This is a genomic window from Mycolicibacter heraklionensis, assembly GCF_001021505.1.
GTDB classification, from domain to species: Bacteria; Actinomycetota; Actinomycetes; order Mycobacteriales; family Mycobacteriaceae; genus Mycobacterium; species Mycobacterium heraklionense.
This window is the reverse complement of the sequence record NZ_LDPO01000010.1, coordinates 139099-159831: the sequence shown is the minus strand read 5'-3', so window position 1 is coordinate 159831 and position 20733 is coordinate 139099. Positions and strand designations below refer to the sequence as shown.

Genomic DNA, 20733 nt, shown 5'->3' with positions numbered 1-20733 from the left:
GTGAACTATCTGGACTCATGAGTCCAAACAGTACGCGGCTGGCAGGCCGCACAGCATTGATCACCGGGTCCACCGCCGGGCTGGGGGCCGGCATCGCCACCGCGCTGGCGGAGGCCGGCGCGTCGGTCCTGGTCAGCGGGCGCGATCGCAAACGCGGCGACGACGTGGTGAAACGCATCGAGTCAGCGGGCGGTAGGGCGCTGTTCCTCGGCGCCGATCTGGGCGCCGGCGGGGCCGAGGTCACCCGATTGGCCGCCGAGGCGACCGCTGCCGCGGGTGGTCCGATCGACATCCTGGTCAACAACGCGGCCATGATCCTGATACCGACGCCCACCGCGGAGGTCCCCGAGGACCAGATTCGCGACGCGTTCGCGATCAACGTGTTCGCCCCGTTCCTGCTGACCGGCGCGCTCGCGCCCGCCATGGCACAGCGCGGCAGCGGCGTGATCGTCAACGTCGGTTCGATCAGCGGGCTGATCGGCTCGGCGAATTCGGCGCTGTACAGCGCGACCAAGTCGACCGTCCACTCGCTGACCAAGTCGTGGGCCGACGAATACGGCCCCTCCGGCGTGCGCGTCAATACCGTTGCCCCCGGACCGATCCGGACCGAACGCAACGCGGAGTTCGAACAGCACGTGGCGCCGGTGCTGGCCCGGATTCCGTCGCGGCGGATGAGCACCGTGGCCGAGGTTGCGGCCGCCGTGGTGTTTCTTGCCAGCGACGACGCCGCCAATATTCATGGCGCGACGCTGTCGATCGACGGTGGCTGGTCCGCCGTTTAGGCGACATGTTCACAAACCGTGGGTGCGGCGGTGGCGACGGCAATACGCTGTCGCTCATGCCTGCTGCTACTCGTACACCCAATGTCGTCGTGCTCGGAGGCGGATCGTTCGGCACCACGGTGGCGTCCATCTGCTCGCGCCGCGCGCCGACGCTGCAGTGGGTGCGATCGGAAGCGACCGCCGCCGACATCAACGACAACCACCGCAACAGTCGTTACCTGGGCAACGATGTCGAACTCAGCGACACGCTGCGCGCCACCACCGATTTCGCCGAAGCCGCGCACTGCGCCGACGTCGTCGTGATGGCGGTACCGTCGCACGGTTTCCGGGGTGTGCTGGAAGAGCTGGCCACCGAGCTGCGCCCGTGGGTGCCGGTGGTGTCGCTGGTCAAGGGCCTCGAGCAGGGCACCAACATGCGGATGTCGCAGATCGTCGACGAGGTGCTGCCCGGGCATCCGGCCGGCATCCTGGCCGGCCCCAACATCGCTCGGGAGGTCGCCGAGGGTTATGCGGCGGCAGCGGTGCTGGCCATGCCCGACCCGGGCCAGGCCTGCGAGCTGGCGTCGCTGTTCCGCACCAAGCGATTCCGGGTGTACACCACCGACGACGTGGTCGGGGTCGAGATGGCCGGCGCGCTGAAGAACGTGTACGCGATCGCGGTCGGGATGGGCTACTCGCTGGGGATCGGGGAGAACACCCGAGCCATGGTGATGTCGCGTTCGGTGCGCGAGATGTCCAAGCTCGGCGAGGCGATGGGCGGAGCCCGCGACACCTTCGCAGGTCTGGCCGGGATGGGCGACCTGATCGTCACCTGCACCAGCCAGCGCAGCCGCAACCGCTATGTCGGCGAGCAGCTGGGCTCCGGCAAGTCGATCGACGAGATCATCGCGTCGATGAACCAGGTGGCCGAGGGTGTGCGGGCCGCCAGCGTGATCATGAAGTTCGCCGCTCAGTACGGGTTGAGCATGCCGATCGCGCGTGAGGTCGACGGCGTGATCAACCACGGCTCCACGGTGGAGCAGGCCTACCGCGGGCTGATCGCCGAGACGCCGGGGCACGAGGTGACTGGCTCCGGGTTCTGAGCCGGATACCGTCGCCTTGGCCCCAACTGCCACTTGCGTACCCGCGGGGCGGGGGTGGGATGAGTTCGAATCGGATAGCGCAGCCGATATCACCAGTCGAGCAGGCTGCTCGGCGGTCGATCCGCCAGCTTCTGCACGATCCAGTGGTTCATCGACACGTGCTGATCGGCGGCCTCGACAGCGAGCCGGGCGTGCAGCGACGGTGACGTACGAACCAGGAAGGTGCCGCTGAACTCCCGGTCGGTGATCGGCGGGGGCAGGTCTTCCCCGGGGCGTTCCGCCAGGTGTTCGTCGACGGCCTGCTCGACGCCGGCGATGGCCTCGCGCATGGTCGGCGCCCAATGTGTGAGGAACGGCAGTTCGAGGCAGCGGCCGACGTACTCGTCGTGTTCACGCGACCATTCAGCGCGATAGGTGTAGCGGTTCATGGCCGGTAGTAGCGCATGCGCTATCCGATTCGACAAGCCACATATCCCCAGGCCTAGGGGTAGAAGTGGCGGGTGCGACGGCAGGGATGGGTGGGGCGCCGAAGCGCGGCGACGTGCCGGGGAAAGAGATTCGGGCAGGGACCCTACCCGCGGGCCATCTGCTCCAGCCGCCGAATCCGGTCGGCCATCGGGGGGTGCGTGGCGAACAGCTGACCGACCTTCTCCCCCGCGCGGAACGGGTTGGCGATCATCAGGTGCGACTGGCTGGCCAGCTCCGGCTCGGGCGGCAGCGGGGCGAGTTCCACACCATCGGAGATCTTGCGCAGTGCCGACGCCAACGCCAGCGGGTCACCCGAGAGCACGGCGCCGGACTCGTCGGCCTGGTACTCCCGCGACCGCGACACGGCCAGCCGCACCACCGACGCCGCCAGCGGCCCCACCAACGCGACCAGCAACATCGCCAGCGGGTTGCCGTCGCGGCGGTTGCCCATGAACATCGCCATGTTGGCCAAACCGGTGATCACCGAGGCCAGCGCGCCGGCCACACACGAGATCAGGATGTCGCGGTTGTAGACGTGCGACAGCTCGTGCCCCAGCACCGCGCGCAACTCACGCTCGTTGAGCAGGCGCAGGATTCCGCTGGTGCAGCACACCGCCGCGTGGCGCGGGTTGCGGCCGGTGGCGAAGGCGTTGGGCGCGTTGGTGTCGCTGACGTACAACCGGGGCATCGGCTGGTGGGCGGTGGTGGCCAGCTCCCGCACGATCCGGTAGATCTCCGGCGCCTGGACCTCGGTCACCGGCTGGGCCCGCATCGCCCGCAGCGCCAGCTTGTCGCTGTTGAAGTAGGTGTAGGCGTTCATCCCCACGGCGAACAGCACCGCCACCCACATCATCTGCGGCCCGAACGCCCGGCCCACCAAGACGATCAACGCCGACATCACGAACAGCAGAAAGAACGTCTTTGCCGTGTTGTGGTGCGGGTGCCAGGTCATCGACTTCCTCCTTGGAGAACGACCGTCGTGCTCATTAAACGCCGCCGACGCCGCACGAGTTCCGCAACCGTGGTCAGCCGTGTCGGTTTACGGTGTAGTCGACCAGGCCGGCCAGCGCCGCTCGACCGACGCAGTCGGGTAGTGCAGCCAGCTCCGCGCGGGCCTGCGCGGCATAGTCGGCCACCGTCTGCTTGGCCTTGGCCATCCCGGCCGATGCCCGCAGCAGCCCCAGCGCCTCCTCGACCACCGCGTCCTCGGTGACCGGGCCGGCCAGCAGCACCCGCAGCCGCTCGGCGTCGGTACCGGTCTCCTGCAGCGCGTAGAGCACCGGCAGCGTGTGCACACCCTCGCGCAGATCGGTGCCGGGCAGCTTGCCGGACTCGTCGGGGTCGGAATCGATGTCAATGATGTCGTCGGAGATCTGGAAGGCGGTCCCCACGATCCCGCCGAGCCGAGCCAGTCGCTCGATCTGCTCGTCGTCGGCGCCGGAGAACGTCGCACCGAACCGGCCCGACGCCGAGATCAGACACGCCGTCTTCTCGTAGACAACCTTGAGGTAGTGCTCTATCGCGTCCACGCCGTCGGCTGCCCCGCGGGTCTCGCGCATCTGTCCGGTCACCAGCTGGGCAAAGGTCTCGGCGATGATCCGCACCGCATCCGGCCCCAGCCGCGACACCAGGCGTGACGCGGTGGCGAACAGGTAGTCACCGGCCAGGATCGCGATGTTGTTGCCCCACCGTGCGTTGGCGCTGGGCGCCCCGCGGCGGATCTGCGCCTCGTCCATCACATCGTCGTGGTACAGCGTGGCCAGGTGCACCAGCTCGATCACCGCACCGGCCACCGTCACCTGCCAGGCGTCCGCTTCGGGCCCCAGCTGAGCCGACAGCACCGTGAACAGCGGACGGAACCGCTTTCCGCCGGCGTCGAACAAGTGCGTCACAGCCTCGGTCATCAGGCCGTCTCCACCGCGCAACTCGGTGTCCATCAGCTCTTCGATGCGGGCAACCCCGTCGCGGACCCGGTCTGCGAAACCCGGGTCTCCCAAGCCGCCGAAATCCAACCCCGCCACCACGTTCGCCGGTGTCCTCACGGCTCCAACATACTGGTCAGTGTGAATTCCAGCGCTGAGACGGTGGCCGAGGTGGTGATAGTCGGTGCGGGACCGGCGGGGTCGGCGGCAGCCGCCTGGGCCGCTCGGGCGGGCCGCGACGTGCTGGTGGTCGATTCGGCCGTCTTCCCGCGGGACAAGCCGTGCGGTGACGGCCTGACCCCGCGAGCCGTCGAGCAGCTGGAGTTGCTGGGACTCGGTGAGTGGCTGGACAGTCACATCCGGCACCGGGGCCTGCGGATGGCCGGCTTCGGCGGTGAGGTCGAAGTGGCCTGGCCGGGTCCGTCGTTCCCGTCGACCGGCAGCGCGGCGCCACGCACCGAACTCGACGAACGCATCCGCAAGGTCGCCGAGGAGTCCGGTGCCCGGATGCTGTTGGGCGTCAAGGCCGTCGGGGTCCATCACGATTCGTCCGGACGGGTGCGCTCGGTGGTGCTGGCCGACGGCGCGGAGGTCAGCTGTAAGGCGCTGATCGTTGCCGACGGGGCCCGCTCCACGCTCGGCCGGGTGCTGGGCCGCCAGTGGCACCAGGAGACGGTCTACGGGGTGGCCGCCCGCGGTTACCTGGCCTCGCCGCGCAGCGACGAACCGTGGCTGACGTCGCATCTGGAGCTGCGCTCCCCGGAGGGCGAGGTGCTGCCGGGCTACGGCTGGATCTTCCCGCTGGGCAACGGCGAGGTGAACATCGGCGTCGGCGCGCTGGCCACCGTGAAGCGGCCCGCCGACGTGGCGTTGCGACCGCTGATGTCCTACTACGCCGACCTGCGCCGCGAGGAGTGGGGCTTCGAGGGGCCGGTGCGCGCCCCGGCCAGCGCGCTGCTGCCGATGGGCGGCGCGGTCTCGGGTGTCGCCGGACCCAACTGGATGCTGATCGGCGACGCCGCGGCCTGCGTCAACCCGCTCAACGGCGAGGGCATCGACTACGGCCTGGAGACCGGACGGCTGGCCGTCGAACTACTGGGGAATGCGGGCGCCGCCGACCTCACGCAGGCCTGGCCGGAGTTGCTGGCCGCCCACTACGCGCGCGGGTTCTCGGTGGCGCGGCGACTGGCGCTGCTGCTGACGTTCCCCCGGTTCCTGCCGGCCACCGGCCCGCTGGCCATGCGCTCGACGATGCTGATGCGGGTGGCGGTGCGGGTGATGGCCAACCTGGTCACCGACGACGACGCGGATCTGGTGGCGCGGGCCTGGCGCGGCGGGGGGCGGATGTCCCGGTTGATCGACCGCCGCCGCCCGTTCGTCTGATCTGGCGGCTTTGGCCTGACGACAGCAATCAGGACCATTGACACATATCAACTTGATTGATATACCGGATTGATGAGTGAATCAATGGAATTCCAGTTCGACGCCGTCTACCGCGGCGAATCTGACCGAATGGGAGCGGGCGTCAAGCCCCCGTGGAGCATCGGGGAGCCCCAGCCCGAGTTGGCCGCCCTGATCGAGCAGGGCAAGTTCCACGGTGACGTCCTTGATGTCGGCTGCGGCGAGGCCGCCATCTCGCTGTATCTGGCTGAGCGCGGGCACACCACCGTGGGCCTCGACAGTTCACCCACCGCCATCGACCTGGCCCGCCGCGAGGCGGCCAAGCGCGGTTTGAGCAACGCCTCCTTCGAGGTCGCCGACATCAGCGACTTCTCTGGCTATGACGGCCGCTTCGGCACCATCGTCGACAGCACGCTGTTCCACTCGATCCCGGTGGAGGCCCGCGACGGCTACCAGCGCTCCATCGTGCGGGCCGCCGCCCCGGGGGCGTCGTACTTCGTGCTGGTCTTCGACAAGGCCGCCATCCCCGAGGGCCCGCCGTTCGCGGTGACCGCCGACGAACTGCGTGAGGTGGTGTCGAAGTACTGGGTGGTCGACGAGATCAAGCCGGCCCGGCTGCACGCGGTCTTCCCCGACGACTTCCCCGGGTTCGGCGGCGTGCCGCTGCGCGACGAACCGGGCGGCCGCAAGTCGGCTGCGGGCTGGCTGCTCTCAGCGCATCTAGGCTGAAAAGGAGGCCCGCCGTGAGTGATCCGAAGCCGCCGCGCTGGCTGAAGCCAGTCAACAAAGTCATGATCGGCCTGCAGAAGCTGGGCATCCCGATGGGTCCACCGATGGTGTTGACGGTGCCGGGCCGCAAGTCCGGGCAGCCGCGCAGCACCCCGATGACGCCGTTCACCGTCGACGGGCAGCTCTACACGGTGGCGGGCTTCCCCAAGGCCGACTGGGCGCTCAATGCCCGTGCCGCCGGTGCGGGCCTGCTGCGCCACGGCCGCCACGAACGGCCGGTGCGCATCGTCGAGCTGTCGGCGGAGGCGGCCCGCCCGGTGCTGCGGGCGTTTCCGGTGCAGGTGCCCGTCGGCGCCCGCTTCCTCAAGCAGGCCGGCCTGGTGGAAAAGGGCACGCCCGACGAGGTCGAGGCGCTCGCGGGCCGGATCGCGGTGTTCCGGTTCGACCCGCCGAGCTGACCGTCAGTTCAGCGGCTTGCGGGCCGAGTGCAGCGCGACGATGCCACCGGTGAGGTTGCGCCAGCTCACATCCGACCAGCCCGACGCGCCGATCTGCTCGGCCAGCGCGGCCTGATCCGGCCAGGCGCGGATCGATTCGGCGAGGTAGACGTAGGCCTCCGGGTTCGACGACACGGTGCGTGCCACCGCCGGCAACGCCCGCATCAGGTACTCCTTGTAGGCGGTGGCGAACACCGGCACGGTCGGTGTGGAGAACTCGCACACCACCAGCCGGCCTCCGGGCCGGGTCACCCGGGCCATCTCCCGCAGCCCCGCGGCGTGGTCGACGACATTGCGCAGCCCGAAACTGATCGTGACCGCGTCGAAAACCTCGTCGCGGAAGGGCAGCTTGGTGGCGTCCCCGGCGACCTTGGGCACGGGTCGGCCGGCACCGGCGGCCAGCATTCCCACCGAGAAATCCGCCGCGACGCACCAGGCACCGGATTTCGCGAGTTCGACCGTCGACACCGCGGTACCGGCGGCCAGGTCGAGCACCTTCTCCCCCGGCTGCAACTCGAGTGCTTTGCGGGTGGCCTTACGCCAGGACCGGTCTCGCCCCAGCGACAGCACCGTGTTGGTCAGGTCGTAGCGACGGGCGACGCCGTCGAACATCGACGCCACGGCGTGGGGGTCTTTGTCCAGGCTCGCGCGGCTCACCCGGTCGACGGTACCCGCCTTTCGATAGGGTTCTGGAATGCGGTCTTGGCTCGGCACATTGGCAGCACTGGTGGTATTCGGCGGAGCATTGGCGGGTCCGGCTTTCGGCGAACCCGGCGTGCCGGGCGCCGCGCTAAGCCCCGACCACTTCGGCGTGCTGGCCGGAACGGCCTCCGCCCCGGTGCAGCTGGAGATCTTCTGCGACCCGCAGTGCTCCGAGTGCGCGAAGTTCGAGGTCGCCTCCAGCGACGACCTGAGCCGGCACCTGGCCGCCGGCGACGTCGCGGTGACCTACCGGTGGATGACGTTTCTGGATGCCCGCCGCAAAAACGACACCTCCGCGCGCGTCGGCAACGCCCTGATGGCAGCGGCCGATCCGGCCACCTCAGCGGCGGCTTACCAGGCGTTCGTGAACAACCTGTACGGCAAAGCCGGCACTCCCAGCGTCGAGGACATCGCGACCACCGCGCGTGAAAGCGGCCTGCCCGGCCACGTCGTGGAGCGGATCGCCACCGGGCAACAGGTCGTGGACGCCACGTCGATGAACGCCTTCAACCGTGTGCAGCTGCTGTCGGCGAACCCGGAGAGCCCCGGCACCCCGACGGTGTATGACGTGGCGACCAAGACGGTGGTGGACACCGACGACGCCGGCTGGCTCGACCGGCTGGTGCAGCAGCGGTAGCCGGGCAGCGCTGTCTAGCGCTGCTTATTCGCAGGCGATACCGTCGCCGTCGCGGTCGAGCGCCCTGCGGTAACCGGGCTCGCCCTCGTGGATGGGCGCCGCTCCGGCCGCACGGGCCTCAGAGCAGTTCTTGTAGTACGGCTCCGCAGCGGCAATGGGAGCGGTTGCGATACCAACTCCGAACGCGAAAATGCCTGCAAGGGCCACCGTGCGACGGATCATTGAACGTCTCCTCACCGTTGAGGGCCGTCGTTTGGCACGAAACGAACAGCGCGAAATCCGCAGCAGCCTAACAAGCGGCTGTGCGCCGGCGGTTGCCGCGTCAGGACCTAGCCGGCAGCCCACCGTCGTTCGGCGACATTGCATCCCGCCAACGCCGCGATCCCGATCAGCCAGGCGATCACCGCAACGGATCCGGCCGGGATGACCGCCAACACCGCGGTACGGTGCTGGACCCGCACCAGATCCGGATCGGACTTGTCGTATTCGACGTAAATCCGCATCCCCGTTGCTAATTCGGAGGGGTAGAGCACGCCGAGCTCCGGGCGGTAGGTGATCCGCTCCGGCGTGACGAACTCGATGGTGGAGCGCCGGAAGCCCGCGTTGAGCACCTCGGCCTCGGCCACCCCCATGTCGCGCTCGATGGTGATGTCGTTCCGCCACGCCCCCGCCACCAACAGCACCGACTGCAAGGTGACTAGCGCCACCAGGATCACCACGCCGGTGCGCGCCCACCGCAATGCACGTCCACGCCAGGTATTGCCGGAAAGGGCGCCGTTGCCGCGAACCAAGTTGCGCAGCAACGGTTTCAACGTTCGATAGGCCCGGTTGGACCGGTAATCGGGCAGTTTCACAACGCGGCCTTGATCGCGGCGTGCAGTGTCCGCAACGAGGAGCGGTCGGCTTTGACCTCCAGCACCCGCACACCGCCGGCGGGTTCGGCGAGCGCGGCGGTCAGCGCGTCGGCCTCGACCTGGGAGAATTCGACATGATAGGCGCGGCACAACGCGGCGATGTCGACGTCATGCGGGGTGCCGAAGATTCGCGACGAGACGTCGGCGAACCGTGGGTCTCCTTGCTCCAGCAGCTCGAAGATGCCGCCACCGTTGTCGTTGGAGACCACGATCGTCAGCTGCTGCGGCCTCGGTTCGGTGGGCCCGATCAGCAGACCGGAGCTGTCGTGGACGAACGTCAGATCCCCGATCAGCGCAATGGTGCGGGCGTCGGGGTTCTGCTGCTCGTGAGCCAGCGCGGCACCGATCGCGGTGGACACCGTGCCGTCGATGCCGGCGACTCCGCGGTTGGATCGAACGGTGACGCCTCGGGCGTCCTTGGCGTTGCCCAACCCGACCAGCGCGGCGTCGCGCACCGGGTTCGACGCGCCCAGCACCAACTGATCCCCGGGGCGCAGCGCGTCGGCCACGGCCGCGGCCACGTGCAGGCCGGTGGTGAGCGGATGCGCCGCCAGCTGCGCGCGCACCGCGGCATTGGCCTGGGCGTTCAGCTCCGCGCAGCGGCGCAGCCAGGCCGGATCCGGCTCCCCGGAGGTGACGGCTCGGGTGCCGGTGGCCTGCGAGTTCCCCGACACGTCCGGCCAGCGTGGCCCGGTGGTCAGCGCGTAGACCGGCACCGTGGGGTCGGCCAGCAGGTTCGACACCGGACGGTGCAGGGTGGGCCGGCCAGCCATGATCACCTGCTGCGGGCGCAGCAGTGGCAGCGCCAACGGGTGCAGCGGATTTTCCGGTGTCGGGGCGGTGGGTTCGGCGACCGTGGGCAGTGCCGCCAAGTTCGGGTGCAGACCCGCACCGTGCCCGGCGATCACCACGGTGTCCGGGGCCAGGTCGATATCCAGGGGCTGGTCGAAGCTGACCGGCGGGGTGAGAGTCCAGGGACGCCCGTGTGGCCGGCCTGGCGGCAGCGACCCTGTGTCGTCGGCGTCGGGCACCAGTGGTTCGCGCAGCGGGATGTCGAACTGCACCGGACCAGCGTTCGCGGTCCGAGATCCGGTGGCGGCGACCAAAACTCGGCACACCGCCGAACGCCAGGTGGCGTTGAGGGCGTCCATCCGCTCGGGGGCGTCCTCGGCCAGGCCCAGGCTGATGGCGGCGCGCACCTGGGTGCCGAAGTAGCCGAGCTGCTCCATGGTCTGGTTGGCGCCGGTACCCAGCAGCTCGTAAGGACGGTTGGCGCTCAGCACGATCAGCGGCACCCGCGCATAGTTGGCCTCGACCACCGCGGGCCCCAGGTTGGCCACCGCGGTGCCCGACGTCATCGCCACACACACCGGGGCGCCGGCCCCCACCGCCAGCCCGATCGCCAGGTACCCGGCGGTGCGTTCGTCGATACGCACGTGCAGGCGCAGCCGGCCGGCCCGGTCGGCGTCGTGCAGCGCGAACGCCAGCGGTGCGTTGCGCGATCCCGGGCACAGCACCACGTCGCGGACACCGCCGCGGATCAGCTCGTCGACGACGATGCGGGCCTGTGCCGTCGAGGGGTTGGTCATTGGTACCAGGTTAGTCGTGCGCCGCGGGCATAGGCGCCCACCGGAACGGCTTGCCGTCGACATCGGCAAGGAACTCCAGGGCCGCCTTGTTGACCTGGTCCGGCTTCTCGATGAAACCGAGGTGCCCGGCGTCGGGGATCTCCAGGTAGCGCGCGCCCGGGATCGCGTCGGCTACCTCGCGGCTCAGGTGTGCCGGGGTGACGACGTCGTCGCCGAAGCCGATCACCAACACCGGCTGGGTGATGTTGGCGTAGGCGGGTAACCGGTTGGTCAGCGGCGCCACGTCCAGCTGGCAGCGCAGCCCCGGGGTGTTTTTGACCGGCCACATGGTGAACATCGCGATCCAGTCCTTGATGGCCACGTCGTCGCTGAGCGTTTTGGGCGAAAAGCTCTCCAGCAAGCGCACTTTGGCTTCGTATTCGGCAGGAAGTTCGACGCCGGACTCGGCGAGTCTCGCCTCGGCCTGATAGAAGAAGTCCCGGGCGCGGTCGTGGCGGCCGCGAGTGGCCATCAGGACAGCGGATTTCACCAATTCGGGCCGGGCCAGCATCAGTTCCTGGGCGATGAAGGAGCCCATCGACACCGCGACGATGCGGACCGGGCCCACGTTCAGCGACTCGATGAGCTGGGCGGTGTCGGCCACCATGGTTTCGGTGGTGAACCCCGAGGCGTTCTCGGTAGCACCGATGCCGCGGTTGTCGAAGGTGATCGGGCGGTACCGGGCGAGTTGGAATTCGCGCACCTGGTGCAGGTGCCAGCCGCGACCGGCGCCGCCACGCCCGGCAATGAACAGAACCGGCTCCCCATCCTGATTACGGTCGTCGTAGGCGAGGTTGGTCACCAGAGTGAAGGTACGCGACCCCTCGACGCTTTATGGTGTCAGGATCGCAACTGCGCAGCTGGGGGACGGTGATGCGGATACGGAGCGTCGGGTTGGCTTGTACGCTGGTGCTGGCCAGCACCGTCATGGCGGACTGTTCCCGGGTGACCGGCGGCGTGGCGGTGCCGGCCGACCAGGACGGGCCCCGTCCGGTGACAGCCGCGATGCTGCCGGAGCTGCTGTTGAAGGCGGCAACCGTCAGCGACATCATGGGCGCCCACGGTATGCGGGTCAAAGACTCCCGTACGCGGATGTTCGATTCCGGACGCCAATTCCCCGAGCACGGATGCCTGGCGGCGTGGATGCCCGTCGAGAAGCAGGTCTACACCGACGCGGACTGGACAGCGACCCTCGCCCAAACCCTCACCCAGAGCGCACAAGACCACTTCGTGATTCAGGCCGTAACGGTGTTCGCCACCCGAGATGCCGCACAGAGTTTCTTCGGCGCCACCGCCCGCAGTTGGAACTCCTGCGGCGAGCGGACATTCGCGACCGCCAAGGACGGCTACCCCGACACGTCCTGGACGTTCGACACGGTCTCCGACGTCGACTCCACACTGTGGATGACCCAGCACCAGGACGACAGCGCAGGCTGGTCTTGTCAACGGGCCCTGCGGGTGACCAACAACGTTGCGATCGACGTGCTGGCGTGCAAGCTCTACGTCAGCGACGAAGCCGTCACGATCGCCAACGGGATCGATGCGCAGCTGCCCAGCGTGTGAGGGTTAGGCGGCAAGCCGGTGCAGTGAATCGCGCCGAGTGTGCGGTTTAGCGGGCGATTCGGCGCCGTTTGCCCACTAAACCGCACGTTCGAGCGCGATTCAGCGGTCACCCAACAGTCGATGGCAGGCTTTGATCCGGTCGATCCACCACTGGCGTCGCTGCGGCGAAGCGGCCAGGGCCTGCAGCCGGGCGGGGTCCGGAGCGACGGGCTGTACCGGCAGGTAGCCGTCCTTTTGCGCCGGTGTCTCGGCGATATCGTCGACGAACAGCGATCCGGTGCCCAGCCCGCAGGCGTGCTGCAGTTCCGGCAGCGCGGCCGCTGCACGCAGGCCGGTTGCGATACCGACCGCCGAGTCGATCGCACTGGAGACCACCACCGGGATGCCGATCTGATCAGCGATCTTCAACAGCGCTGAAATGCCGCCCAGGGGTGCGACTTTCAGCACCGCGATATCGGCGGCGCCGGCTTTCGTGACAGCGAGGGGGTCGGAGGCTTTGCGGATGCTCTCATCGGCGGCCACCGGCGTGTCGATGCGGCGGCGCAGCTCCGCGAGTTCGGCGACGGTGGCACAGGGTTGCTCCAGGTATTCCAATGCGCCCAACGCCTTTGCCGCCTCCACGGCCTGATCGAGGGTCCAACCGCCATTGGCATCGACTCGCACCGTCGGGATGAGCGCGCGGACGGCTTCGACGCGGGCGACGTCGTCGGCCAGGGTCTGGCCGGGCTCGGCGACTTTGACTTTGGCGGTTTTCGCGCCCGGGAATCGCGCCAGCACCTCGGGAACCCGCTCGGCGTCGACGGCGGGCACGGTTGCGTTGATCGGAATGCGGTCGCGCAGGGGTTGCGGCAGTTCGCAATAGGCGCTCTCCAGCGCGGCGGCCAACCAGTGCGCCGCCTCGGGCGGTGCGTATTCGCCGAACGCGCCGAACTCTCCCCAGCCTTCCGGGCCGTCGATCAGGGCCACTTCGCGCACGGTGATGCCACGGAACTTGACGCGCATCGGCAGCGCCACCACGTGTAGGCGGTCAAGGATGTCGTCTAGAGGCGGCGGCATCGTTCTATGGTGCCGCTCCGGTGACAGAGCGCGCTAGGTCGGCGGGCGAACACCTCAGCACCGTCGGATGCACAGCTGCGCAGCGGATCGAGGTGCCCGCCACCATGGTGAAGGCAACCCCGAGGGGAAACTCCTCGTTGACCGATCGGATTTCGGTACGGCTGAAGCTCTCTGGATTTAACTTCCCAATCGGTCACAACGGTTCACCGATGTCAGGAAGTAATACGATATCCTCCGGCTTCTTCCAGTTACGAAACATCTCGGCAAGTTGCCGGACTCGCCTCTTAGCCCAGCGCCCCCGGTCAAACCCGAGCTTTCCACGTTCGTAGAAAGCAAAGCGATAGGCACCGTCGTCATCCACGAAGATATTGAGCCCGTCGTTGGTCCGCATCCCGATCGGCATGGAGCGGACGCCGAACTCCGCCGACAACCGATCGATCTCAATCTGCAGTTCCCTGGACTTATCGCCCGAGGGCTCGTCCACACTCATGAACCACTAGCGATCACGGGACAATAGCGCAGCACGCGCTGCTTCGATATGAGTGTCAAACAACGCTTTCCTCCAAGCCCATAGCGCATCGTCCCCTCCTGCCAGGGGCGGCAACCCTAGTTCGTCGTTAGTATCACTAAGGGCCAACATAAAGCGCCACTTCTTCGACTGGTTCACCAGCCCGAACTCATTCGGTGCGTCTAACGGTGCCAGCATGAAGTCTGCCCCGCCCTCGCGAGCTGACCAGCAAACTTGAAGTTTACAATCTGGCGCGCGGTAGAACACTGCCCATGCTGGGCGCTCACCGTATACGAGATCAGACTCAACCGCGTCAAGATGGAAGCCGTGGGCCGCCAATAGCGGGGCCATCTGACGTTCCGCTTCGCCGGAGCTCATAGTCGCTTATTCACCTCCGTAGATCCAGGAATTTCCGACACGTTCATATCCGAACGCCGCTGCGTTCTGGTCCATGTAATTGATCTCGAACGCCGAGAAGGTTTCCCGACGGACGTGCGCAAGTTCGTCAACGCTGCTGAAGCCATCCGGTAGGCGGTATTCAAAACGTGGTACCCGCTCCTCCATTTGCTGGCGGAGGAACGCCGCATTCGGCTGCCATGCCAGGTGCTTTGCCGGCACCTCAGCCAGTCCACTGGTAAGAGCAGTCCAGGTTGGATCACCAGTGTCGAAGTAGATTCCGCCGTTGGCTCTGGCCTCGCCGATGTAACCACCGGCTTGGCCATCGAACCTGCCCAGAACCACTCGGTCTGGAAATTCGCCCACATAGTGGGTGGACATGGCGGCAACTTGCTGACTGAGCCCGGCTGTAGGTACGCCGTTCGCAGCAGCCTGGTTGAGGTCCATGGCCGTGGCTTCTGCCCACGCGTCATAAGTTGCAGCGGAATCGAGGCCGATGGCCGCATATCGCGAGAATGCCGGCCCGGTTTCGAGCGCCTCGCTAAGCCCCGCCCGGACCATCGCACCTTCCCCGCCGAACGGCGCGGCGACTGCGGTGGCGCCGACATCGAAGGTCTTCTCCCCCAGGAAGTAGGGCAGACTGGGCGCGTTCATTGCCCGTTTGATGTCCTCCATGCCGACACCGACGGGGTTCATGAAGGCACTACCCACGCCCTTGGCCATTCCGCCCCAGGATTGCCGAACACCCGGGGCGCCCGGCCCACCCTGACCCAGCAGATTCTTGACGGCTTGTTCGGTGGCTCTCCAACGGTCACCGAGTCCGTCGCCGTAGCCGGGTGCCGCGGCCCGCTGCGTTTCCGGGGGGATATAGCGCGGCAGCGGCTGCTGGGCGGCGACCACGGCCGCGTTGATCCGCGCCTCGATCTGATCCGGTGGTACGCCGTCATTCGTCAGCACCTGCCGGGCCAGGACTTTGAAGGACTCTGCGTCCTTAAGATTCGACGGCACTTGAGGGACCGAGCCCCCGCCCTGCCGCGTCTGATTCAGCAGCCACGGCAGGCTTCCGGCCGCCGCACCACCGGATGCGCCAGCCTCCCGTTGCGGCATCGGCGGGCCGAATATCGCGCGACCGTCCGCGTTGACTTTGGTGTCGCCGACCACTGCCCGGATGGCTGTGGCCAGATCCTGGTCGGTCCTGCTGGCGTCGGCCATCAGCTTGGTCAGCCGACTTTGCAGGGCATCGAAGTCGTTACGCTTCTTGTCGGCGACCTGGCCACTCAACCATCCATCGGAACTGATGGACCAGTTATTGCTTGCCGCAGTTGATTTGATGGATGCCCATTCCGCCTTGCAGGCAGCGACCTCCCCTCGTGCGGCATGGAAGGCGTTGGCAATCGCGGTTGCCTCTGTCTGGTGATCGGTGATGTCAGCGCGGTGTTTGCCCAACTCGCGGCGGAAGGCATCGCCGCCGTGGCCCTCCCAGTCCTTGAGCCCGTTGCCGGCGTCGCCTAATGCCCCGCCGAAGTCGGCCTTACGCATGGAGCGTTCCGTGGCGATCTCGAATGCCGTGTCCAGGGTTTCGAGATTCCACTTCTCGATGCCGTCGGTGGTGATCGTCATGCGCTACGAAGCGCCGGTTCCTTTGGGAACGAGCGCGGTGAACGTCCTGGCGTGCTCCTGCTCCATCGCCGTATAGCGACGACCGCCCTCACGCATGGCTTCGGAGAACGCGCTCACCCGCCCGTGCAACCCAGCATCGGCCGCCTCCCAGTGCGCGACCAACTCAGCCAGGGCATCCGCCGAGCTTCCGGCCCACGCCGTGGCGCATTCGCCCAGGTAGCCGGCGTGCCGGGCCGAGAATGTGTTCGCCACATCGGTCGCGTCGGCCACCCGCGAGGCGTGGGTATCAAGCAGGGCTGGTTGCACTGAGATTATGGCGGGATCAGTCGGCGCCGAAGCCATGCTCACACCTCCCGTCGGAGCCCCGAGCAAAAGCTAGCAAGTTAACCGCAATTACCGCCAGTCACCTGCACTGCCGTGCAGGTGACTGGCTGCGAGCTACTCGCCCGCCTGACCGCCACCCAGCTTGAACACCCGCTCGGCATTCCCACCCAAATAGTCCGCGCGGGCCGCGTCATCGAGCCCGAGATCGTCCAGACCGTCGAGCGCGTGGGCGTGCATGATCATCGGATAGTTGGTGCCGAACAACACTTTTCGCTGCCCGGTTCGGGTCCTCATGAACCGGATCAGCTCATCGGGAAGCCGCTTGGTGGTGTAGGCCGAGGTGTCGATGTAGACGTTCTCATGCTTGCGGGCCACCGCGACCATCTCCTCGGTCCACGGATAGCCGACGTGTCCGCACACGATCGTCAGTTCGGGAAAGTCCAGTGCCACTTGGTCGATGTAGGGAATCGGGCGACCGGTTTCCGACGGCCGCAGCGGGCCGGTATGCCCCACCTGGGTGCAGAACGGGACGCCGAGTTCCACGCACTCGGCGAACAGCGGATAGTAGCGACGATCGGTGGGAGGTGCATTCCACAACCAGGGCACCACGCGCAGCCCGACGAATCCGTCGTCGCGCACCCGGCGCCGCAGTTCACGCACCGCTTCCATCGGGCGATCGAGATCGACGGTGGCCAAACCGGCGAACCGGCTCGGATGCGCTCGGACCCAGCCGGCAACTTCCTCGTTGGAGACCAGTTCCATGCCGTTGGGGCCGCGCCACGCACTGAGCAGTCCGAAATCCACGCCCGCGGCGTCCATCGCCGACACGGTGGCCTCGATGGGGATCTCCTCGTCGGGCATCGCCCCGCCCGTCCAGCGTCGCAGGGACGCCAACATGTCGTGGTCGAGGAACCGCCGGGTCGGGTGCTGCATCCACACGTCGATGGTCATCGACTCCACGGTAGACAGCTTGGTCAAGCGGCGGTCCCAGCTTCGCCTCTCCTTCGTCGAGCCTCGCTGAACCACCGGGTCAGCCGGTGGCCGCCACTCCGGCGACCAAAAGATCCAACAGCCGCCCGGTCTGCTCGGGTGAGCCGCTGGTCAAGAAGATGCCGATCAGGCTCGACACGACGTCGTCAGCGCGCACATCAGCGCGCAAGCTGCCGTCCTGCGCGCCGGCCCGCAGCAGCAGATCGACCGCGCCGACGATGCGCTCGCGCGTCTCGTTGGGCTCCATCGCGCCAGACTCGACCATGGCACGCAACGACTCGGCCATCCCCCGCTTGGCCGCCACGAAACCGGCGTAGCGGTCCATCCAGCGCCGCAGCGCCACCTTCGGCGGGTGGCGGGTGACCAGCTGTTCGGCGACGGCCGCGACGTCGCCCAGTTCAACGCGATAGACGGCCTCGACCAGTGCCTCGCGGCTGGGAAAGTGCCGGTAGAGCGTGCCGATGCCGACACCGGCGTCGCGCGCGATCGATTCCAGCGGAACCGGACTCCCGTCGGAGCCGCCGAACGCTGCGGCGGCGGCCGCCAACAGCCGCTCTCGGTTGCGGCGGGCATCGGATCTCCCAGCCAAAGCGGAGGAACCTCCGTTTCTGTTACGCTACCTAAACGGAGGGTCCTCCGCATCTGTACCAGTGTCTCACGAGGAGCACCATGACCGACCAACTCCAGCCCGGCGGCCTCGGCCGCATCGGCACACCGGCCGTAGCCCGTGTCGGCTACGGCGCCATGCAGCTCGACGAGAGAATCTCTACCGACGACGCCATCGCGGTCCTGCGCCGCGCGGTCGAGTTGGGCGTCAACCACATCGACACCGCGTCCTTCTACGCCGGTGGCGAGGTCAACCACCGCATCCGCAAAGCACTGGCGCCCTACCGCGACGAGCTGGTCATCGTCAGCAAGGTCGGCGCCGCCTACACCGGCGTCGGCCCATTGCCGCTGACCGCCGCCCAGAAGCCCGCCGAGCTCCGCGCCGCCGTGGAGAACGACCTGCGCCAACTGGGACTCGACACCGTTCCGGTGGTCAACCTGCGGCGCTACGACCTCGGTCCCGCCCCGGCGCCCGAAGGCGATCAGAACGTCGACCTCGACGACCAGCTGGCCGAGATGATCGCGTTGCGCGACGAGGGCAAGATCGCCGCGATCGGCATCAGCAGCGTGGGACTGGAAGCGCTCCAGCGAGCCCTGCCGGCCGGCATCGTCTGCGTGCAGAACGCCTACAGCCTGCTCGATCGCACCCAGGAGGACGCGCTCGACTTCTGCGCCGACGAAGGCATCGCCTGGGTGCCGTACTTCCCGCTCGGCTCGGCGTTCCCCGGCTTCCCGAAAGTCACCGACCACGCCGTCGTCCGCGAGGTCGCCGCCGAAGTCGGCGCCACCCCCGCCCAGATCGGGCTGGCTTGGCTGCTGACCACCTCGGCGAACACCTTGCTGATCCCCGGCACCGGATCTCTTCCCCACCTGGAGGAGAACATGAAGGTGGCCGACATCGTGCTAAGCGACGACGCCGTCGCCCGGCTGGATGCGATCACCGCCCCCGGGCAGGGCCCGGACTATGCCGCGAGCCTGCGCGAAGCGTTCCGGGGCGCCGCAACCACCTGATGGGGAGAATGCGGTCACCTGCCGAGTCGGTGACGTGCGCCAGGCAGGCGTCGAGAATGAGGCTTCGGGCATGCAGCCGCCGCAGATCGCCAAGACACTGCAGGTCAGCGATGCGGCATTAGAGACCGAGGCTCGTTGGTGTGAGTCTCTTGCTGGCAGGCTGGCCGCCAACATGGCTCCGACGGGCGCGGCATCGTCCTCGCCGCTGGCCAGCGCAGCAGCGGTTGCCGCCGTAAACGCCGCGGTGGTAACGGCCAGCACCAACACGGCGAGAGTGCATACCACCGCCGCCAAACTCGCCGACGCCGCACGGGGATACGCCGCGAACGAGACCGAGGCCGCAGCCCGCATGGGAGCGGTTAGCCCGCCGCGGGTGTGTTAGATGCCAGCCGCCGCACCGCCCTCACCTAGCACCAAAGCAGGCGGACTCGGCCCACTTCGATCTCCCGCTGGCGGAGGACTCCCGTGGGATTCGCCGGCAGCAGGACCCCGACCCGTCTATCTGCCGGACCGCGCGGATCACCCACCGGTCTTGGGTGAGGACCAAGCCGAAAATCCACTACCTTGAAATCATGACCATCCCTGAACCGGTGGCGATCGACCTGACCGACGACGAGCGACGACTGATGGTCCACGGCCTCAATGAGTACCGTGGATCTGCGACGCGCGCCATGCCATTTCTCACGCCGGTAATGGGCTTGTCAACGATCGACGAGTTCCGCGCCCTTGTCCAACGACTAATAGATGCCCTGGAAGCTGGTGCCCCGCTCTCCGATCTGGACTGGGCACGCGCTTTGTTTCTCACCGAAATATCCTGGGCCAGTGACCTAGTCGGCTCAGGCATCGACTTCGCAACCAACGTACGCGACGAGAAAGCACTACCACTACTGCGGTCGATCCAGTACAAAGTTAGCAATTACGATCGTTTCGTCTTGCTCCGAGACAATTTCCTCAATCCCCCGCTGGATGCAGCGCCGCGATGAGCCGCAGCTCCGACACCGAACCCGATGGGCCCGGTCCGACGGGGAAGATGTGGTTGACTACCCCACCGGCACGGGCGTCATCGGCAGCGCCATGCATCAACGCTACATATAGCGGTGAGCGATTCCCCCGTTCGAGAACCTTTGCGTGCCGGTCGATCCGGTCGGCCAACGTGTCCACGCTTGCCATCATCCAGGGAATACCTCTGCTCATCGCGGACCTTGAGCGGACCGGCAAGGCACTCGACCATTCGGGCGCGCCAAGCCACGGGGCGGATCGGCTAGCGTGACAGTTGTGTTGGCTCCTGTGATGTTGGACTCGACCGACCTCGACATGCTCGACCGTGCGACGCAGTCGTTCTCACAGGTTCTCGAGTCACTCGACACTAACGTCCTTGACCGTCCAAGCAGATGCGGAGTCTGGACCGTCAAAGACGTCGCCAATCATGTTTGCGGTGGAGCACTGCGTTACGCCCACTACTTGCGAGGCGGCCTGCCAGACGAGATCGCCTGGACCCGCACAGCCGATAACGTCGGTAACGATCCGCGCGCCGCTCACGACAACCTGTCCGCCGAACTGCGGACTCTGTTCGCGCAACCCGAAACTGGTTCGATCCGCGCACATCACCCGATGCAGACAGTCAGTGGCACAGTCCTGCTGCGGATGCGGGTTGTGGAACTCGCGGTCCACGCCTGGGATATCGCAAGCACTCTCGACGCCAGATCGACAATCGACAACGATCTTGCTACCTACATTCTCGATCGCGCAACCTCGATTCTGCAGACACAGCGCGGACACGGATACTTCGCGGACGTCGAACCCTCGAGTCCGGAGGCGCCCGCCCCGACACGGCTGCTCGCTCTCACAGGGAGGTCCATGCCCTGACAATCAGTTGAGACGGCCCTTGACAGATCAA

The 20733-nt window shown here is 67.3% G+C and carries 25 protein-coding genes; 11 read left to right on the top strand and 14 right to left on the bottom strand.

Features of this window, described 5'->3' with window-relative positions:
- The first annotated feature begins 17 nt into the window (after window positions 1–17).
- Both ABW16_RS13700 and ABW16_RS13695 read left to right on the top strand, forming a co-directional pair.
- On the top strand, window positions 18–782 hold the full coding sequence (locus ABW16_RS13700; RefSeq protein ID WP_047319710.1) for an SDR family NAD(P)-dependent oxidoreductase: 765 nt from the start codon (window positions 18–20) through the stop codon (window positions 780–782).
- Between the two features lie 56 nt (window positions 783–838).
- Complete coding sequence (locus ABW16_RS13695; protein ID WP_047319750.1) at window positions 839–1864, top strand: NAD(P)H-dependent glycerol-3-phosphate dehydrogenase; 1026 nt, start codon at window positions 839–841, stop codon at window positions 1862–1864.
- Window positions 1865–1953: 89 nt separating this feature from the next.
- Here the strand turns inward: ABW16_RS13695 and ABW16_RS13690 are convergent, their stop codons facing one another.
- From ABW16_RS13690 to grcC1, 3 genes are all read right to left on the bottom strand, one after another.
- The gene (locus ABW16_RS13690; RefSeq protein ID WP_047319709.1) at window positions 1954–2292 is read right to left on the bottom strand and encodes a type II toxin-antitoxin system HicB family antitoxin; all 339 of its coding nucleotides are present in this window, start codon (window positions 2290–2292) and stop codon (window positions 1954–1956) included.
- Window positions 2293–2435: 143 nt separating this feature from the next.
- On the bottom strand, window positions 2436–3284 hold the full coding sequence (htpX, locus tag ABW16_RS13685) for a zinc metalloprotease HtpX (RefSeq protein WP_047319708.1): 849 nt from the start codon (window positions 3282–3284) through the stop codon (window positions 2436–2438).
- Window positions 3285–3357: 73 nt separating this feature from the next.
- Window positions 3358–4374, bottom strand: coding sequence for a nonaprenyl/(2E,6E)-farnesyl/geranylgeranyl diphosphat synthase (gene grcC1 / locus ABW16_RS13680; protein ID WP_167344284.1), 1017 nt, complete (start codon window positions 4372–4374; stop codon window positions 3358–3360).
- A 21-nt stretch (window positions 4375–4395) separates the two neighbouring features.
- Between grcC1 and menJ the strand changes: the two genes are divergently transcribed.
- From menJ to ABW16_RS13665, 3 genes are all read left to right on the top strand, one after another.
- The gene (gene menJ / locus ABW16_RS13675; RefSeq protein WP_327083215.1) at window positions 4396–5637 is read left to right on the top strand and encodes a menaquinone reductase; all 1242 of its coding nucleotides are present in this window, start codon (window positions 4396–4398) and stop codon (window positions 5635–5637) included.
- 72 nt (window positions 5638–5709) lie between these two features.
- Window positions 5710–6384: a class I SAM-dependent methyltransferase gene (locus tag ABW16_RS13670; protein ID WP_047319707.1), complete on the top strand. Its 675-nt coding sequence runs from the start codon at window positions 5710–5712 to the stop codon at window positions 6382–6384.
- Between the two features lie 14 nt (window positions 6385–6398).
- Entirely contained in the window at window positions 6399–6842 is a 444-nt protein-coding gene (locus ABW16_RS13665) for a nitroreductase family deazaflavin-dependent oxidoreductase (RefSeq protein WP_047319706.1), read from the top strand.
- A gap of 3 nt (window positions 6843–6845) precedes the next feature.
- Here the strand turns inward: ABW16_RS13665 and ABW16_RS13660 are convergent, their stop codons facing one another.
- Complete coding sequence (locus ABW16_RS13660; protein WP_047319705.1) at window positions 6846–7538, bottom strand: demethylmenaquinone methyltransferase; 693 nt, start codon at window positions 7536–7538, stop codon at window positions 6846–6848.
- A 37-nt stretch (window positions 7539–7575) separates the two neighbouring features.
- Between ABW16_RS13660 and ABW16_RS13655 the strand changes: the two genes are divergently transcribed.
- The gene (locus ABW16_RS13655) at window positions 7576–8220 is read left to right on the top strand and encodes a DsbA family protein (protein WP_082134105.1); all 645 of its coding nucleotides are present in this window, start codon (window positions 7576–7578) and stop codon (window positions 8218–8220) included.
- A gap of 24 nt (window positions 8221–8244) precedes the next feature.
- Here ABW16_RS13655 and ABW16_RS13650 read toward each other — a convergent pair whose 3' ends face one another.
- The 4 genes from ABW16_RS13650 to ABW16_RS13635 all read right to left on the bottom strand — a co-directional run bounded on the left by ABW16_RS13650 (window position 8245) and on the right by ABW16_RS13635 (window position 11564).
- Window positions 8245–8442 carry an excalibur calcium-binding domain-containing protein gene (locus tag ABW16_RS13650; RefSeq protein ID WP_047319704.1) on the bottom strand — a complete coding sequence of 66 codons (198 nt, stop codon included), beginning with the start codon at window positions 8440–8442 and terminating at the stop codon, window positions 8245–8247.
- 107 nt (window positions 8443–8549) lie between these two features.
- Complete coding sequence (locus ABW16_RS13645; protein WP_412178208.1) at window positions 8550–9068, bottom strand: DUF3592 domain-containing protein; 519 nt, start codon at window positions 9066–9068, stop codon at window positions 8550–8552.
- 2 nt (window positions 9069–9070) lie between these two features.
- Window positions 9071–10723, bottom strand: coding sequence for a 2-succinyl-5-enolpyruvyl-6-hydroxy-3-cyclohexene-1-carboxylic-acid synthase (menD, locus tag ABW16_RS13640; RefSeq protein ID WP_047319703.1), 1653 nt, complete (start codon window positions 10721–10723; stop codon window positions 9071–9073).
- A 10-nt stretch (window positions 10724–10733) separates the two neighbouring features.
- On the bottom strand, window positions 10734–11564 hold the full coding sequence (locus tag ABW16_RS13635; RefSeq protein ID WP_047319702.1) for an alpha/beta fold hydrolase: 831 nt from the start codon (window positions 11562–11564) through the stop codon (window positions 10734–10736).
- A 71-nt stretch (window positions 11565–11635) separates the two neighbouring features.
- Here ABW16_RS13635 and ABW16_RS13630 point away from each other — a divergent pair, with 71 nt between their 5' ends.
- Window positions 11636–12325, top strand: a complete 690-nt coding sequence (locus ABW16_RS13630; RefSeq protein ID WP_233424769.1) for a sensor domain-containing protein — start codon at window positions 11636–11638, stop codon at window positions 12323–12325.
- A 99-nt stretch (window positions 12326–12424) separates the two neighbouring features.
- On the opposite strand, the gene ABW16_RS13625 is transcribed toward ABW16_RS13630, so the two are convergent.
- The 6 genes from ABW16_RS13625 to ABW16_RS13600 all read right to left on the bottom strand — a co-directional run bounded on the left by ABW16_RS13625 (window position 12425) and on the right by ABW16_RS13600 (window position 17808).
- Window positions 12425–13381: an o-succinylbenzoate synthase gene (locus ABW16_RS13625; protein ID WP_047319700.1), complete on the bottom strand. Its 957-nt coding sequence runs from the start codon at window positions 13379–13381 to the stop codon at window positions 12425–12427.
- Window positions 13382–13574: 193 nt separating this feature from the next.
- Window positions 13575–13871 (bottom strand): hypothetical protein, encoded by a 297-nt coding sequence (locus tag ABW16_RS13620; RefSeq protein ID WP_047319699.1) that lies wholly within the window; start codon window positions 13869–13871, stop codon window positions 13575–13577.
- A 402-nt stretch (window positions 13872–14273) separates the two neighbouring features.
- On the bottom strand, window positions 14274–15905 hold the full coding sequence (locus ABW16_RS25400) for a hypothetical protein (protein WP_052956905.1): 1632 nt from the start codon (window positions 15903–15905) through the stop codon (window positions 14274–14276).
- A 3-nt stretch (window positions 15906–15908) separates the two neighbouring features.
- On the bottom strand, window positions 15909–16211 hold the full coding sequence (locus ABW16_RS13610) for a WXG100 family type VII secretion target (protein WP_131721498.1): 303 nt from the start codon (window positions 16209–16211) through the stop codon (window positions 15909–15911).
- 132 nt (window positions 16212–16343) lie between these two features.
- Entirely contained in the window at window positions 16344–17180 is an 837-nt protein-coding gene (locus tag ABW16_RS13605) for an amidohydrolase family protein (protein ID WP_047319744.1), read from the bottom strand.
- 79 nt (window positions 17181–17259) lie between these two features.
- Window positions 17260–17808 carry a TetR/AcrR family transcriptional regulator gene (locus ABW16_RS13600; RefSeq protein ID WP_047319697.1) on the bottom strand — a complete coding sequence of 183 codons (549 nt, stop codon included), beginning with the start codon at window positions 17806–17808 and terminating at the stop codon, window positions 17260–17262.
- A gap of 80 nt (window positions 17809–17888) precedes the next feature.
- On the opposite strand from ABW16_RS13600, the gene ABW16_RS13595 reads away from it, so the two are divergent.
- The 4 genes from ABW16_RS13595 (at window position 17889) to ABW16_RS13580 (ending at window position 20702) form a co-directional block, all read left to right on the top strand.
- Window positions 17889–18836 carry an aldo/keto reductase gene (locus ABW16_RS13595; RefSeq protein ID WP_047319696.1) on the top strand — a complete coding sequence of 316 codons (948 nt, stop codon included), beginning with the start codon at window positions 17889–17891 and terminating at the stop codon, window positions 18834–18836.
- A gap of 70 nt (window positions 18837–18906) precedes the next feature.
- The gene (locus tag ABW16_RS13590; protein WP_047319743.1) at window positions 18907–19218 is read left to right on the top strand and encodes a hypothetical protein; all 312 of its coding nucleotides are present in this window, start codon (window positions 18907–18909) and stop codon (window positions 19216–19218) included.
- Window positions 19219–19408: 190 nt separating this feature from the next.
- Complete coding sequence (locus ABW16_RS13585) at window positions 19409–19819, top strand: hypothetical protein (protein ID WP_131721497.1); 411 nt, start codon at window positions 19409–19411, stop codon at window positions 19817–19819.
- A 292-nt stretch (window positions 19820–20111) separates the two neighbouring features.
- Window positions 20112–20702 (top strand): TIGR03086 family metal-binding protein, encoded by a 591-nt coding sequence (locus ABW16_RS13580; RefSeq protein ID WP_157864244.1) that lies wholly within the window; start codon window positions 20112–20114, stop codon window positions 20700–20702.
- The last annotated feature ends 31 nt before the right edge of the window (window positions 20703–20733 follow it).

What these genes read in the sequence shown, in the direction of transcription:
- ABW16_RS13700 (WP_047319710.1), top strand. Translation starts at nt 18, where the DNA reads ATGAGTCCAAACAGTACGCGGCTGGCAGGCCGCACAGCATTGATCACC.
- ABW16_RS13695 (WP_047319750.1), top strand. Translation starts at nt 839, where the DNA reads ATGCCTGCTGCTACTCGTACACCCAATGTCGTCGTGCTCGGAGGCGGA.
- ABW16_RS13690 (WP_047319709.1), bottom strand. Translation starts at nt 2,292, where the DNA reads ATGAACCGCTACACCTATCGCGCTGAATGGTCGCGTGAACACGACGAG.
- htpX (WP_047319708.1), bottom strand. Translation starts at nt 3,284, where the DNA reads ATGACCTGGCACCCGCACCACAACACGGCAAAGACGTTCTTTCTGCTG.
- ABW16_RS13670 (WP_047319707.1), top strand. Translation starts at nt 5,710, where the DNA reads ATGAGTGAATCAATGGAATTCCAGTTCGACGCCGTCTACCGCGGCGAA.
- ABW16_RS13655 (WP_082134105.1), top strand. Translation starts at nt 7,576, where the DNA reads ATGCGGTCTTGGCTCGGCACATTGGCAGCACTGGTGGTATTCGGCGGA.
- ABW16_RS13650 (WP_047319704.1), bottom strand. Translation starts at nt 8,442, where the DNA reads ATGATCCGTCGCACGGTGGCCCTTGCAGGCATTTTCGCGTTCGGAGTT.
- menD (WP_047319703.1), bottom strand. Translation starts at nt 10,723, where the DNA reads ATGACCAACCCCTCGACGGCACAGGCCCGCATCGTCGTCGACGAGCTG.
- ABW16_RS13630 (WP_233424769.1), top strand. Translation starts at nt 11,636, where the DNA reads ATGCGGATACGGAGCGTCGGGTTGGCTTGTACGCTGGTGCTGGCCAGC.
- ABW16_RS13625 (WP_047319700.1), bottom strand. Translation starts at nt 13,381, where the DNA reads ATGCCGCCGCCTCTAGACGACATCCTTGACCGCCTACACGTGGTGGCG.
- ABW16_RS13620 (WP_047319699.1), bottom strand. Translation starts at nt 13,871, where the DNA reads ATGAGTGTGGACGAGCCCTCGGGCGATAAGTCCAGGGAACTGCAGATT.
- ABW16_RS25400 (WP_052956905.1), bottom strand. Translation starts at nt 15,905, where the DNA reads ATGACGATCACCACCGACGGCATCGAGAAGTGGAATCTCGAAACCCTG.
- ABW16_RS13605 (WP_047319744.1), bottom strand. Translation starts at nt 17,180, where the DNA reads ATGACCATCGACGTGTGGATGCAGCACCCGACCCGGCGGTTCCTCGAC.
- ABW16_RS13595 (WP_047319696.1), top strand. Translation starts at nt 17,889, where the DNA reads ATGACCGACCAACTCCAGCCCGGCGGCCTCGGCCGCATCGGCACACCG.
- ABW16_RS13590 (WP_047319743.1), top strand. Translation starts at nt 18,907, where the DNA reads ATGCAGCCGCCGCAGATCGCCAAGACACTGCAGGTCAGCGATGCGGCA.
- ABW16_RS13585 (WP_131721497.1), top strand. Translation starts at nt 19,409, where the DNA reads ATGACCATCCCTGAACCGGTGGCGATCGACCTGACCGACGACGAGCGA.